This is a genomic window from Cohnella sp. GbtcB17 (assembly GCF_019091135.1).
Classification (GTDB): Bacteria; Bacillota; Bacilli; order Paenibacillales; family Paenibacillaceae; genus Cohnella.
In genome coordinates this window covers 15,440-30,021 of record NZ_JAGXJW010000020.1, presented here as the reverse complement: position 1 = coordinate 30,021, position 14,582 = coordinate 15,440, and the positions used below count along the sequence as shown (strand labels likewise).

Sequence of the window (14,582 nt, the reverse complement as noted above, 5' to 3'; positions counted from 1 at the left end):
ATTGTCCCCAGCCTGGAGGTGCTTATGCTCCGGGAGCGATCGGAAGGCAAAGGGCCAGGGGGAATAGTGCGGGAGGAAGAGCGAAGGTGGGAGGAACGGTGGGGCGGGATGAGCGAAGGTGGAACAATGCGGGAAGAGTGCGGGAGGAAGAGCGAAGGTGGAACAGTGCGGGAAGAGTGCGGGAGGAAGAGCGAAGGTGGAACAGTGCGGGAAGAGTGCGGGATGTGGAAGGAAGGCACGGTCCGGCGTCGAATAGTCGAAGAGTCGAATGAGATGAACGCCAAGAACGGCGAGCGCGATCGTACGCGCACGAAAGGAGCAATTCCATGACCGTTGGCATTTTAGCGCATTTGCTCGGTACGCTGCCGTACGCGCAGTTGGCCGACAAGGTGGCCGAGCATCGGTTCCCGTACGTGCAGCTGGCGCTGTCCAAGGCCATTGCCGACATCGACTTTTCCCTCGGCAAGCTCAGCCCCGGACTCGCAAGCGAGATCGGCGGTGCATTCGCAGACCGCGGCGTCCGGATCGCGGTGCTCGGCTGCTACGCCAGCCTCATTGATCTTAATGAGGACAACTATCGGTATAACGTCGATCGGTTCAAGGAACATCTACGCCACGCGCGGCACTTCGGTGCGCCGATCGTGGCGACCGAGGTCGGCGTGCCCCAGGACGCCAGCCTCCTCGCGCAGCATTCCGCGCTCCTTGAACGCGCGCTCGAGGAGCTCGTCGAGGAAGCCGAGCGGTGGGGGGCCGTCATCGGGCTTGAGGCCGCCCAAGGCCACTTGATCGACACGCCCGAGACGCTCGCGGCCGCGATCGAGCGCTTCCCTTCGTCATGCGTCGGCGTCGTCCTCGATCCGTGCAACCTGCTTAGCGGCCGCACGCTGGACGATCAGGACCGGATCGTCGACGAAGCTTTCCGGCTGCTCGGCCCGCGCATCGTAAGCGCCCATGCCAAGGACCTGGTGCGCACCGCGGACGGTGGTGTCCAGGAGACCGCTGCCGGACTCGGGCAGCTGCACTATGCCCGCTTCTGGGAGAAGCTCGAAGCGCAGAAGCCCCACGGCTTCGTCACGCTCGAAGCCGTCACGGTGCCGCAGATGGAAGCCGCGAAGCGCTTCGTGCGCGAGGGACGTGAGGCGGCTCGCCGGGGTTAGGCGGGGCTGGTGCGTTTGAACCGGGGGCGTGACCGGCGCATCTGCGGCAGCTGGCTACAAGCCCTCGGCGCGGCAGGCGCATAGTTGTTCCTGGCTGGGAACAACGCCGGCTCGCGGCTTGTGCAAAGCACCAGGATATTCCTGGATAGGAACAATTCCGGCTGGCGACTCGCTCGATGCTCCCGGTTGTTCCTGGATAGGAACAATTCCGGCTGGCGACTCGCGCGATGCTCCCGGTTGTTCCTTGATAGGAACAACGCCGGCCCGCAGCTTGCGCGTATCACTTTTGCGCGCTAGATGGCGGGAGACGACGGTGGGGGCATGTGATGCACCGCAAAATACGATTCACTGCAAAAAGGGATGAAGCAGCCCCACGCTGCCTCATCCCTTTTTGCATCCATCAAAGTCCTCAAATCAGCTTTTTCGCATACCACTTGTCACCGCGGAACCGCTTCAGGAACAGGATGCCTCGCACGCCCCATTCGCAGTTCATTGCGAGCCAAACCCCGATAATGCCGAATCCGAATGTGATCCCAAGCAGGTAGCCGAGCACGATCCGGAACAGCCACATGGACATCATCGACGCCATCGAGGTAAAGCGCGCATCGCCGGCAGCCCTTAGTCCCGCGGGCAGGATGAAGCTGATCGACCAGAGCGGGATCTGCGCGATCGCGTTGATGAGCGTCAGCCAGAAAATATCGTCCACGATGTCGGCCGGCGGATGGAACAGGCTCACCAGCGGATGGAACAGCGGCATCAGGATGGCGGTCATCACCACGAACGAGCAGGAGGACAGCCAGATGAACGACTTGATGAACTTGCGAGCGTCCCCGACGTTGCGTCCCCCGATGCACTGTCCCACGACCGTGACGATCGTCAGCGACATCGCGCCGGCCGGAATTTGATACACCATGGCGATCGTACCGCTGATGGCGTTCGCAGCGAGCGCGTAGGTGCCCATGCTGACGATAAACACTTGGGTGAGCATTTTGCCGCCGTTAAAAAACATTTGCTCCGCCGCGAACGGCACGCCGATCGTCATGATCCTCTTTAACATGTCCCAGGGCACGCGGACGAGTTGCCCGATGCGCAGGCGAAGCGACGTATCGATCCGCAAAATGTACACCAACGCACAGACCGCCGCCGTATAGCGCGCGATATTGACCGCGATCGTCATGCCAAGCACGCCCATGTCGAGCGCGTTGATAAAGACAAAATTCAACACCACATACAACAGATTCATAATGAGCGACAGAAACAGCGACACCCGGGATCGCCCGATGCCCCGCATCGCCCCGCACACGGCTTGAACGACGCCGATGCCGAGGTAGGAAGCGCAGCTGCCGATCAAGTACACGCGAGCGTGGTCCAACACGTCGGGCGACGCTCTGCCGAACAGCACTTGAAGCACCGGCGCATGCAGCGACGCCACCAGCAAGCCGATGCCAAGCGACAGCAGCGCGACCGATGCGACCGTGCCCGCGGCGGCTTTGGAGATCATCCCGTCGTTGCCGCTGCCCTTGTACTGCGCGACGACGACCGTGCCTCCGGTGGCTACGGCGACGAAGACGTTGATCAGAAAAATGTTCAGCGAATCGACGGTGCTGACCGCGCCGACCGCCGCGACGCCGGACGAGCTGATCATGGCGGTATTTACGAGATTGAGACCTACGATAAAGGCCTGGTCGATCAGGATCGGGATGAACAAAGCGATCACCTTGCGGTAATCCATGGACGACCCGGTCAAACGCCTGTCCAGATAAGCGTGCGTCCGCGCCTTGATCTGAAGCGGTCTCACCTTATCACTTCTTTTCCCGGTTAATGGTTGGTTGGTTTGCCGCCTTGCAAGCAAGCGTTTTACCTGCGGGTCCTATTCTAGTGGCAAAAAGAAAAATCCACAACCTCGGCAGGCTGCGGACAGGGATCGCATATAGGGTAAAAACGCCTGCTTGCGCCGAAGAACGGCTTACAGCGCCGCTTTCCGCTGGTTTTTCCGATGCTGCTTAAGCTGGTGGTCCGACGAGATCAGAATCGGCAGCACCTTTTCGCTGCGGACCATGACCGACTTGCAGATCATGCACGTGGGCACGTCCTCGAACGAAAAGTTGTCGCGGATCCAGCCTTTGCAGCCGTCTTTGGTGCAGGACCAGATCGTCGTCATTTCTTCGGGCAAATTTTCCAACGGTTTATTCCAGGAATAATTCAATGGATCGTCCCCCTTCAAATAAAAAATCCCCAAAACGAGTCGTTCGGGGATTCGCTCTTCATTTACAGTTTGACGACATTCTCGGCTTGCTGGCCGCGATTGCCTTGGACGACGTTGAATTCGACGCGCTGGCCTTCATCCAGCGACTTGAAGCCTTCGCCGACGATGGCGCTGAAGTGTACGAATACGTCCTCGCCGCCTTCGACCTCGATAAATCCGAATCCTTTTTCCGCGTTAAACCATTTAACTGTTCCTGCTTGCATAGAAACACCTCCAATTTTTACATGAGCTTCTCATTTTTAAGATACAAAATAAAAAATTCATATATTGCACAAGGTTAGTCATTAAAATAATAACCCTCTGCAATAGATGAATTTAAGGTCACAATTCCAATAAATCAACTATACCATAGCAACCGGAGAAAAGCAATTTGAATCGCCTCTACCGATCTCCGCCCACAATCGATAAACACCAGGTATCCCCGAATAAAGGGGAAGGCCTGGTGTCTTCCGTCTTCGCCCGGCCTCGCTCAAGGCCGCGACCTCAGCGCTCCCAACTATCGGTCATAACGACAGGCTCGATCCTGCCGCCGCCGATCCGCATGCGATCGATGCACAACCGGCGATTCCCCGGCTCCGTGTCGCCGATCGTTCTACGATGGTATACGATCAGCCATTCGTCCGTCTCCGGCAGGTGCAGGTAACCGTGGTGGCCCGGCCCTTCCGCGATCGGCTCCTGCCTTTCCAGAATCGTGCCCTCGTTCTCGAACGGACCGAACGGACTGTCGCTCACGCCGTACGCTACGCGATACGTGCCGTTGGTCCATCCGCCCATCGACCACATGAGGTAGTAAAGCCCGTCCTTTTTGATCATGCAAGGGCCTTCCACGTATCCCTCCGGCGTAATGGAGCGGAATACCTCTTCCCCATCGCCTTCGTCCGTCAAAGGAACAAACCCCGTCATCTCCTCGTTCATCCGCGCGACGTTGCAATGACCCCAGCCGCCGTAATACAGATAGACGGTTCCGTCGTCGTCCTTGAACAGATGCGCATCGATCGGCTGAGCTTGATGAACGAACTTGTCCACCAGCGGCTTCCCGAGATAGCCCCGGTACGGCCCTTCAGGACGGTCGGCCACGGCGATCTCCAAGCCCCCGACCTCATCGTCCGATTGAATGTCGTTCGAGGCGAATACGAGGTAATATCGTCCCCGATGCTCGATGTGCGTCGGCGCCCAGACCGCTCTCCATATCCATGGAAAATCGGCCATATCTACGATGCCCTCGTGTTTTTCCCAATGGATGAGATCGACGGAGCTGAACGCGTCCAGATTCATCTGCATCGTATATTCAGTGAAGGAGCGTGTGGCGAAAATCCAGTGCTTTCCTCCATACGTTCTGGCTTCGGGGTCCGCGTACCAGCCGGGCACGATCGGATTGTTTATTTTCATAGGTCACAAACTCCTTCTATGTTCGGTTCACGCCGACTTTTTCGGCCGTCAGGTCGTTAATTACTAGAATGCCGCGCTGTTGATTGCCCCGAACGGCACGTGCGCCGTCGGATAATAACCCGATACGCCTTCGATGTGGCCCACCTGATCGTCTATAAAAATATGCGGCCGAAACACCTTGAGCACACGCGCTTTCTCGATGCCGCCGAGGAAAAAGGCGTCGTCCACCCGAATGCCGGCCGTCCGCAGCGTCGTCACGACGCGCTCGTGCGCAGGCGCGTTCCGAGCCGTCACGATGGCGATCCGAACGCGCGGCGAATAGTCCGGGTCTCTCATCTTCTTGTCCCACTCCCGCTGCTGCAGCCGCGCCAGCTCGCTGAAAAACCGGAAAAGCGGTCCGGGCGGCAGCGCCTCCGCCGCCTTCATTCGCTCGCTTTCGTGGAAGCCCTGCATGCCTTGCGACTGGTAAATGCCTTCCGCCGAATCGTCCGCGATGATGCCGTCGAAGTCGAAGGCGATTCGTAGCTCCTGCTCCCGGTCGTCGTCGACGAACCCGGTCGGGTACACCTGCGCCGCCGGCAGTCCCATCCGGATCGCCGACCGCACGTCGTCGGGATCGGCCGAGAGGAAGAGCGACGCGTTGAAGGCATCCATATACGTGAACGGATTGCGCCCCGCGACGAATGCCGCGCGCGTGATCGGCAGCCCGAAATGCTGGATCGACTTGAACACGCGCAGTCCCGTATCCGGATCGTTGCGCGACAGCAGCACGACCTCGACCGGCTGATCGTCCGGGTCACTGCCGTTGATCATGAGCAGCCGCTTGATCAGCGGGAAGGCTACGCCGGTATGCAGCACCTCTTCCTCGTGCGCATGCTGGTACTGACGATACTCCTCCTCCCCCTTTTCCTTAAACACCTTGTCCGATGCCTCCAGATTGAACAGTGCGCTGGACGCGACCGCGACGACGAACTTTTCTTCAATGGGAAATGGCATAGGTTCCTCCGTAAGTTTGGGCGCGCTCCCGCCTAATCGACGATGATGTCTTCCGGCGGAGCAGTAGCAAAAAGGCTGGCATCGTTGTTCATCTGCTTCTCCTCCTCCCAGGTGATTCCATACGGGAATCCCCAGTCCGTATAGCCGACTATAAAAAAGAAATTTTCATCCTGCCAGGGCAGATCGTCGTTTACTTCTTTAGGCGCCGCAGCCGATCGTCGTTTCGCGGCCGCTTTTTGCTCTTTGGCTTTTCGGTTCCTGGCCCTTGCCTTTTCTCCATTGCGCCCCTTGGCAATCTCCTCTTTCGTGAGCGCCAATCCCAGCATTTGAAGTTCCTGGACCGCACAATCCGATGGCACATCGAAGTATTTGCGGTAGTCACGAATCGGCTTTTTCCCTTGGTATCGTTCAAGCCAGCTCTTCCCGAGCGGCAAGCGCTTCGGCCTCGTCAAGCCTTTATGCTTCATGATCCCTTCCCCTGCCTGTCAGGTCTGCCAACAACTCGTCCGTCCACAATTCCTGATGAAGCTTGACGCCTTTCTCGGCGATCTCCCGGCCAAGCGCCGGGTCCCACTCGAAGACGCTTCGCTGCAACCGCAGGCGCTCGGCCTCCTGAATCGGCACGCCGACGTGCGCATGCCGACGATAGACGTCCAGACTCATCCGCCATGCGCGGAATCGGCTGCCGAAGCGCTTCTGCAAACTCTGCGCAATCATCAGGCCTGCATAGTCCAGATCGCCGGAATAATATAGCGCGATATCGGGAAGCGCCGAGATCAATCGCTCCAGCAGCCCGACGACGGCCAGCGTCGGTTGGCCGTTTCCGCAAATGATCACGGGAGCGATCGCATCCTTCTCCGTACGATCCGCGCGTGCCGCGTCGGCGTCCGCGAGCACGGCGAACACGGCAGGGTTCTCGACCATGTGGATGGCCGGCGCACGAAGGCGTCTCAGTCGGTCCGCGTCCAGCCGCTCGACCTGCCGAAGCGTCAAGATTCGCTCCTCGGGGCCGTACAGCTCCGGCGCATACAGCATCGCCTGCGAGGACAGATCGTCATCGGAGACGCCGCAGGCGCGGTACACGTCGCGCAGCAGCATCGCTTGCGTAACGCCTGCATCCGTCGGCGTCCCGTCCGCTTCGCCGCCCGTCTCCTCTTCGGTCATTGAAGTCGGCACAAGACCCGAGATCGAAGCCAACCCCCACCAGAACAGTCGCCCGCCCGGCCGCTTCCAATCCAGCGCATGCGAGTCCCCCGTCGCCAAAGCCGAGAGAATCGGCAATCGTATGGGCCGCATCGTCAGCGCCGAAGCCAGCAGCATATGCAGTCCAGCCAGCGCATGCCGAAGCGCAGGCTGCGCGTCCAGCGGCGACTTCGCGAAAATTAGCCGCAGCGTGCGGGAACCGGGCGAACGCTCCGCGGCGAGCCCCTCGGCCCACGCGATCGCCCGGTCGTCGCCGTCCGCGTCCAGGAGCGCCGCCGCAAGCTCGCCTTCAATCATGCGGTTCCATTCCGCATCGATCAATTGCTGGCGCTCGCCGAGCGTCAGCACCGATTCGCCGGCCAGCATCGCGAGCAGCTCCGGCACCGTCAGCCCGAACCGGCTTTGTTGCAGCAAGGCGGCAAATTTTTTGATCGAATAGCGTCGCGTTTCGCCGGCTGCGGGCGGCGGACTGTAAGTCTCGTAAAATGCATCCAGCGCCTCGCGTTCATCCTCCGATACGTCGCTCAGCGCGACGTAGCCTCTCGCTCCGTTTTTCGACGATTGGTATTGCCTTCGCAGCTCCGTCAGAAATCGCGCAAAACCCGCCTGTCCGAAATATCGGCGAACTTCCGTCTCCAGGCTCATGATCCGGGATCGTCTCCCCGCTCTCCGAGCGGCTCGAGACGCTTGCCGTTCCAGCGATATCGGAATACCGTGACGTAGTTCGCGTCCTTCGGCCGGTAAATCTCGCTGATACCGAGCTCGGACACGGTGTCATAGCAGCCCCACAGCACCTGGGATGTCATCATATAATCGAAGTCCATCTCGGACAGCAAGCCGAACAGATCCCGGATATTCTCGTCGTCGACGCCCGCGAAAGCCTCGTCGAGCGAGATGATCTTGGGCGCGTCGGGACTGGCGTCCGCATAGCGCGAATAGGTCGCGGCGAACAGCGGAATATACATGGACATCGCCTTCTCACCCCCGCTCAGTACGTTGAACCGGGAATCCGTCAGCTCGCGGTACTGCGATTCCTCGCCTTTTTTGTAGCGCAGCGAAAACTGGAACCACGACCGGTAATCAAGCATGTCGTAGATGTGCTTGCGCAGCGTCTCGCGCTCCTCGGCGGCGCCTTGCTTGGCCCACTGGATGCGCGAGCGGAAATGTCCGACGAGCCGCTCCACCTCGTCGTCGTGCAGCAGATGCGCATCCTTGCGAAGCAGGGCCACGAGCTCGTCGCTGTTCAGCTCGTTCTCCGATTGCGCCGCCTTCGGCAGCCACTGCAACTGCAGCTTGAGGCCGCTCGACGTATCCCGCTCGGCCATCAGCTTGTTCATCGTCTTCATCCACAGCTCCGCCCGCTGAATGCGGCTGCGAATCGACTTGCCGACGCTGCGCAGGATGATCTCTTCGAACAGCTCCCGGTCCTTGTCGCTCAGCAAACTCTCCTGCTCGGCGAGAATCGCGGCCATCTCCGCAAGCAGCGCCGAAGGCTTCTGCGGCCGCGTCCGGTCCCGCATCGACAGCAGCGTGATCCGTCCCGTGTCGGCGATCTCCGCCTCCAGTGCGTACTCGCCGAGCAGATGCTTCGACGCGTTGTACTGGTCCTGGAGCACGCCGCTCAGCCGCTCCTTATTGGCGCGTCCGACCCGGCTCTCCAGCAGCTCGACGATCCGCCTGCACGGCGGCAGCCATAACCTCTCTTCGCCGGCTGCCGGCGCTTCCAGCCCCTCCGTCTCCGGAACAAGCGCCAAGCGCCATTCGGTCACGAAGTCGGCGAGTCGCCGCTCGAGCCGCTCCGACATCTCCTGCTCCTGCCCTGCCAGCACCGACTGGCGCTCCCGGAGCACCGCAAAGCGCGCCGCCGCCTGTCTGGCCTCCTCGATCAGCCGCTTCCGATCCGCCAGCAGCGTCTGACGCCTGGCCCTCAGTCCGCTGATGCGTGCATGCAGATCGGCGATGCCCAGCTCCTCCATCAGCTTGCGCAGCTGCTCGACCTTGACCCGCATCGCGAACTTTTTATCGAGCAGCTCGTCCCTCCGCTCCTCTTCAAGCTCCGCCGCCTCGCCGTACGCCGCGGCCTGCTCCTCGCAGCGCTCGGCCTCCGCGCCGCGTTGCCGGTACTCCCGCCAGTCGGCATGCAGCTGCGAGATCTTCTCGCCGTAAACGGCGAGCGAACCCAGCGCCTCCCGCAGATCGCGAAGCGTGCGCAGGCGCGACCAGACCGACACCGCCGCCAAAAACGCCTGCTTCAGCTCTCCCCACTGCTGCTGCTTGGCACGCAGCTGGTCCGCGAGCTTGTGCTCCCGCTCGAGCAGCAGCTTGAACCGCATGGCCGCTTCGTACTGGACCGCCCAGGCCGCCAGCAGCGGACCGCGAGCTTCGTCGTTCGCCGGGAAGGCCGCGAGCTCACGCCCGATCGCCGCGATAGCCGCGTCTTTTTCACCGATCGCCAGACCAAGCGCAGCCAGCGTCTCCTCGCACCGCGCCATCTCCTGCGACAACCGGGCGATCTCGGCCAGCTTGAACTGCCTGCGCGCCTCCTTGCCGATGTATTGCGCCCGGTGCGCCGAACCGTCCGTCTTGCCCACGATCGGGCCAAGCTGATAATAATCGCGGCCGACGACCGCGCTTTGCGTACGGTCAAGCGACTCCGGCGCGAACGCTTCGCCCCACGCGAACGAGCGGAGCGCCGCCTCGACCTGCGCCTCGGTCAGGCCCGACTCCGCGGAAGGCGTCGGTCTCAGCACGTCCGCCAGTGTGTAGCCCCACTCCAGCGGCTGGGCTACGATCCACGCTTCCTCTGTCGCCGCGTCCGCCAGCGTATAGCTGCCGTCGGCGCGCAGCCAGGCGTCCAGCACGCCGCTGTCCAGCAGCGCCCGTTCGATGCCCGCGCGCTGGTCTTCGCCGATGTGCGACTGGAACTCGCACAGCTCGTACAGCGGCGCGCCTTCGCCCGGCGCGTACCCGCTCCGCGTCCGCCGCCGCGATTCGCTGCGCGCCGGCTCCGGCTCGCGCTGCCGCTCCCAGGCCTGCTTTTCCGCAGCCAGCCCGTCCAGCTCCGCCTGCGCAAGCTTCGCCTCCTGCGCAAGCGCCAGCTTCGCCTCCACCAAAGCCTGCCGCTGACGATCCGCTTCGACGCGGACAGGAGCAAGCACCGGCTCGAGCGACTGCCTCTCGTACGACAGCTCGGCGCTCGCGCGCAGCATCGCCTGCACGGCTTCGTCGCCGATCCGCAGCGCGGCAAGTCCCTGCTTCCACATCAGCAGCGATTCCTTCCAGCTTCGCAGCGCATCCTCGGAGGCATCCTCCGCCTCCCGGCTGGCGCGCTCCGCCAGATCGCGCTCGGCGCGCAGCTCGCCGAGCTGCCTGTCGTACTCCGCGACGAGGCGGCCGGCCTCCTGCTCGCGCTCCGCCAAGGCGATCGCCTCGGCCAGCGAACGCCGATGGTCCTCGACATCCCGGCGCCACGCGCCGAGGAACGCGGTATCCGCCGGCGGCTCCGGCTGCCAGTACCTCGCGTAGACGCCGTGATGCGCGAATTCCGTCTCGGCAGACAGCTCGTCCAGCTCCGCCAGCGTATCGCGCTGATTGTTGAGCTGCTCCGCCTGGTCCTTGCGCGCCTTCGCGGCGTCCGCCTCCGCGCGCTCGCGGCTGCGGAGCGCGTCCGTCAGCCGCCGCTGCGCCTCGTCCGCGTACCGCTCCGTCTCCTGCAGCCCTTGCTCCGCCGCTTCCAGCTCCTGCTGCTTCTCCATCGCCTCGCTGCGACCGAGCAGCTCCAGCTCCGTCTCGACGACGACCGTCTCCGCCTGATTCGCTTCGTCTGCCGCATCCGCCTCCGTCTGAGACCGCTGCGCCTCCTGCAGCTCCTTCGACAAGGCGGACAGTTGCCGGCGGGACGCCTCGCGGTCCCGATGCGAATCCAGCAGCTGCTCGCCGCTCCGATAGAGCAAATAGCGATTGTACTGCTCATAGCTGCGGCTCAGCTTGTCCAGCTCCGCCTGATGCAGCTTGAGCTCGTCCAGCCGGTCGGCCAACTGGTCCATGTCTTCCATCACCTCGGACAGCGGACGCAGCTCCTCCTCGTGCAGCGGCGGCAGCGCCTGGACGAGAATCTCGTAGATGGCCGTCGGCTTGACGTCCTTGGACAACTTGGGGCTTCGCAGCTGGACGAGGAGCTGCAGCAGGTCCGCGTACGCCTCCTTGTCGTGATAGCCGAACAGCGCCCGGTTGACGAGCTCCCGGTACGCCCGCTGCTCCTGCACGACCTGTCCGCCCGCGCCGATCTCCGTCTCCAGCGACCGCCGGTCGAGCGGATACTTGCCCCGTCCCTCCTGCTCCAGCAAGCGGTCGTACAGCCAGAAGCTCTCGCCGATGCGGCGGCCGTCCTCCAGCAGAAATCCCCAGAAGCCGACTTGCGCCACGCCTCGTCTCGCCCGCAGACCGATGCCGATCGTCTTGTACAAGCCCTTGGCCGGGTGTACGAACTCCAGCCACAGATAGCCGGTCCGGTCCGTATGCTCCTCCTGGTCGCCAAGCAAGTAGTATTCGATCTTGCGGTCCTTCGAGCCGAACGGGTCCAGCCGGTGCGGACGCTTGTCGCCGTCCAGCACGAGCGGCACGAAGCTCTGCATCGTGACGGACTTGCCCGCGCCGTTCGTTCCGCGAAGCACGAGGCGCCCGTCTCCAAGCTCGAACTCCTCCTCCTCGTAGAACCAGAAGTTCAGAATGCCGGCCCGGTTCATCTGCCAGCGGTTGCGCATTTGTTTTTCCATCGTAGCCTCCTGCCGATCCTTCTTCACGCCTCTGTCCCTTCGTCTAGCGCATAGTCCGCGTTCCACCGCGATACGACCGCCGATACGACGAAGCGCTCCCGCTCTTCGCCCTCTGCCCGGCGCTGTCCGAGCTTCCATTCGACCATATGCGCCATCAGCGCTTCGGCCAGCTCGCCCAAGCTTTTCTCACGGTGCTCCTTGCTCCAGTACTCGCCGTATCTCAGCTTCAACCCGTGGAGAAGCGCCTCGACGTCCGTACGCGTCAGCTCGAGCGTACCGTCCTCTTCAAGATGCCAGTCCTGCCCGCCGAGCTTCCGCCGCAGCTCCCCCGCGAACAGCAGCGTCAGGTCGGAGATGCCGGCCGCCGTCGGGAACAGGTCGCACTCCGCCGTCGGTTCGGGATAGAAGAAATACAAGCCTTCCCGGTAGCGGCTGCCCGCGAGGCCGAACATGAACTGAAGCTGGTCCATAATCGCCCTGCGCTGCGTCACGACGTAGTGCAGCTCCTCCTTGCTCCATTCCCGGTCCGCCACGGCGGGCTCCAGCAGCAGCCTGCGATAGACGCCGTGACGCTTGCGCCGCATGTCTCCGTCCACCGTATCCGGGTACACGACCTGTTCGGCGAAGTCGTCCAGCCGCTCGTAGGCGCCTATATCTCTTGGAAAATGACGCAGCACGTAGCGGGAGGACGGCGCGCATTCGTACAGCACGTTTTTATGCGTGTCGTGGGCCCAATCCGACTCCTCGCCGTCGATATGGCGAAGCACGCCCAGCTCCCTGAGCTTTTTGAGCGCGCGGACCATCGACAGCCGGTGCTGATAATTTTCCCAGTCCAGGCCGATGCCGGACGCGGCGAGCTGCTCCGTCACCTGCTCCACAATATCGGTCAGCACGAACTGGTCCAGCTCCGTCTTCGACTCCAGGTACCACAGCGCATAAGTGAACAAGGCATAATCCCGCGGCTCGCGAAACTCGGAAAAGCCCATCCAGGGCTCGGCGACGAGCGGCGCCTTGTCCAGCTTGGCCATCGTCCGCGTCAGAATCAGCAGAAAGCCGGTATGCTCCGCATACCAGTCCCGAAGCTCCGTATATTGATCCTTCACCCAGTAGAAAAGCTCCGGATCTTCCTCCTTGGCGATCCAGGGCCGGTTCAGCAGCGCATGCGCGCAGATGCGCCGGCGCTCGTTCCATTGCTCGGCGTCCGCCCGCTTGTTGGCCCGCATGCGCCGAAGCGCATAGGACGTCGTCCCGCCCCTAGCCATGCTGCATGCCTCCCGTCCGGACCTCGATCACATAGTCCGGCATGACCAGCTCGCCGTCCTCACTGCGCAGCAGCGCGGTCTCTTCCTCATCCGGCATCAGCACCGCGATCGAATGTCCGTCCGCCGTCACGAAAGACCGTGAGCTCGCAGCCGTGCAGCGTCCGATCCAGTTCAGCAGGCGCATGCGCTCCTTCGCGCCGAGCAGCGGCAGCTCGCCGATCCGCACGGCGCCGTAGCCCTGCATCCGCTCGACGAACTCGCGCTCCTCCGCCAGCTGCGCCTCGACCTGCTCGCGGTACGCCTCCCGCTTGGCCGTATGCGTACGCATCGGTTCCGTCGCCGAGCGGGCCGCCCGCTTGCGGCTGCGCGTTCGAATGAGCCGTATGTTGGGCGGCTCGCTCCAGGTCGAGACGTCGGCGCGCTCCGTCTCGCGCGCATCCTCGCCCTGGAGATGACGGCTCGGGAACAGGCCGAATACATAGGCGCCCAGCTTGTGCGCCTCCTCCAGGCTGTCGAGCTGCGCGAAGCGGCGGCCGAGCCGCTCAAGATCCGCGCGCCGGCTCATCCCGCCGCGCCGTCGCTCCTGCAGCCGCACCGCGCTGCGGACAACCTTGGCGATCGCCTCCTTGGTCGCCTTCTCCAGCAGCGTCAGTTCGCTCGGCTCGGCCTCGCTGCCGACGAACCAGCGCTTCAGGTTGATCCAGCCCTGGCGAAGCTCCTCCCGGATTTCCTCCTCGGACTTGCCTTCCTCCAGACGAGGACGCGCCAGTTCGTCCGCGGCCGCAAGCGCGAGATACGCATCACGCAGCCCGTCGCCCACGCGCAGCAGCTGTCCTTCGATCCGGTAGGCGCTGCGCTGTAGCCCCTTTACGAAGTGCTGAAGGTAATTCACGAGATTATCCTTCAGCATCAAGAAGCCGTCGGTCGCCATCATCTCTTCGGCTTGAATCGAATGGATACTCGCGATGAAGTCGGCCGCATTTTCGTGCATCGTCTTGAAAGCCGCGTACAGCTTCTCCCAATTTCCCAGCGCCTCGCCCGGCGCGAACGTATCGGCCTTTTCCCGAATTTCATGGACGCAGGCCGCGATCTGGTCGAAGTACGTCGTCTCGAGCGAGCCCCCGTACCCCTTGACCTTTTCCAGCGCCTCCAGCATCCGTTCGATTTCTATCGAATATGGCGTCAGCAAATACTGACTCTTTTTGCGCATATATTCTTCAAGCGAGAGCGCTCGCCCGCCGTCGTGGCGGGAGGCCAGATTGCCCCAGCCTTTGAGACTCTCCAGATCGGACATACACATTTCAAGCGTATAGTTCTCGAGCACACCCGAGGACTTCGCGCCTTCGTAGATCTCTTCCGGCCGCAGCCAATACCGGAGTCGCTGATATTCCACATAAACGAACCGCATAATGACGCGATAACGCGCGACGTTCGTCGCCGTCAGATAGCTAAGCTCCGGAACTGCCCGCAAACCCGCAGGCGTAATAAAAGGGCCCAAGTTCAGTACCTCCTTTGACCCTATTATTTTAACAAA

11 protein-coding genes are annotated in these 14,582 nt (G+C 62.2%); 1 reads left to right on the top strand and 10 read right to left on the bottom strand.

The features are described from left to right. The first annotated feature begins 326 nt into the window (after positions 1-326). A complete protein-coding gene (locus tag KVT38_RS12945) occupies positions 327-1,157 on the top strand; it encodes a sugar phosphate isomerase/epimerase family protein (RefSeq protein WP_217594142.1) in 831 nt (276 codons plus the stop codon). 409 nt (positions 1,158-1,566) lie between these two features. Here the strand turns inward: KVT38_RS12945 and KVT38_RS12940 are convergent, their stop codons facing one another. The 10 genes from KVT38_RS12940 to KVT38_RS12895 all read right to left on the bottom strand — a co-directional run bounded on the left by KVT38_RS12940 (position 1,567) and on the right by KVT38_RS12895 (position 14,546). Beyond that, complete coding sequence (locus KVT38_RS12940; protein WP_217594141.1) at positions 1,567-2,955, bottom strand: MATE family efflux transporter; 1,389 nt, start codon at positions 2,953-2,955, stop codon at positions 1,567-1,569. A gap of 168 nt (positions 2,956-3,123) precedes the next feature. Next, a complete protein-coding gene (locus KVT38_RS12935) occupies positions 3,124-3,363 on the bottom strand; it encodes a cold-shock protein (RefSeq protein WP_217594140.1) in 240 nt (79 codons plus the stop codon). Positions 3,364-3,425: 62 nt separating this feature from the next. Beyond that, positions 3,426-3,626 (bottom strand): cold-shock protein, encoded by a 201-nt coding sequence (locus tag KVT38_RS12930; RefSeq protein WP_217594139.1) that lies wholly within the window; start codon positions 3,624-3,626, stop codon positions 3,426-3,428. A gap of 280 nt (positions 3,627-3,906) precedes the next feature. Next, entirely contained in the window at positions 3,907-4,812 is a 906-nt protein-coding gene (locus KVT38_RS12925; protein ID WP_217594138.1) for a glycoside hydrolase family 43 protein, read from the bottom strand. A 63-nt stretch (positions 4,813-4,875) separates the two neighbouring features. Next, the gene (locus KVT38_RS12920) at positions 4,876-5,808 is read right to left on the bottom strand and encodes a 5'-nucleotidase (protein ID WP_217594137.1); all 933 of its coding nucleotides are present in this window, start codon (positions 5,806-5,808) and stop codon (positions 4,876-4,878) included. Positions 5,809-5,840: 32 nt separating this feature from the next. Next, positions 5,841-6,275, bottom strand: a complete 435-nt coding sequence (locus KVT38_RS12915) for a hypothetical protein (RefSeq protein ID WP_217594217.1) — start codon at positions 6,273-6,275, stop codon at positions 5,841-5,843. Then, a complete protein-coding gene (locus KVT38_RS12910; protein WP_217594136.1) occupies positions 6,265-7,656 on the bottom strand; it encodes a DUF2399 domain-containing protein in 1,392 nt (463 codons plus the stop codon). Before KVT38_RS12910 ends, KVT38_RS12915 begins: the two co-directional genes overlap by 11 nt. After that, the gene (locus KVT38_RS12905; RefSeq protein WP_217594135.1) at positions 7,653-11,786 is read right to left on the bottom strand and encodes a TIGR02680 family protein; all 4,134 of its coding nucleotides are present in this window, start codon (positions 11,784-11,786) and stop codon (positions 7,653-7,655) included. The genes KVT38_RS12910 and KVT38_RS12905 overlap by 4 nt, the downstream gene beginning before the upstream one ends. Before the next feature lie 23 nt (positions 11,787-11,809). Further along, entirely contained in the window at positions 11,810-13,048 is a 1,239-nt protein-coding gene (locus KVT38_RS12900) for a TIGR02678 family protein (RefSeq protein WP_217594134.1), read from the bottom strand. After that, positions 13,041-14,546 carry a TIGR02677 family protein gene (locus KVT38_RS12895; RefSeq protein WP_217594133.1) on the bottom strand — a complete coding sequence of 502 codons (1,506 nt, stop codon included), beginning with the start codon at positions 14,544-14,546 and terminating at the stop codon, positions 13,041-13,043. Before KVT38_RS12895 ends, KVT38_RS12900 begins: the two co-directional genes overlap by 8 nt. Positions 14,547-14,582 lie beyond the last annotated feature (36 nt).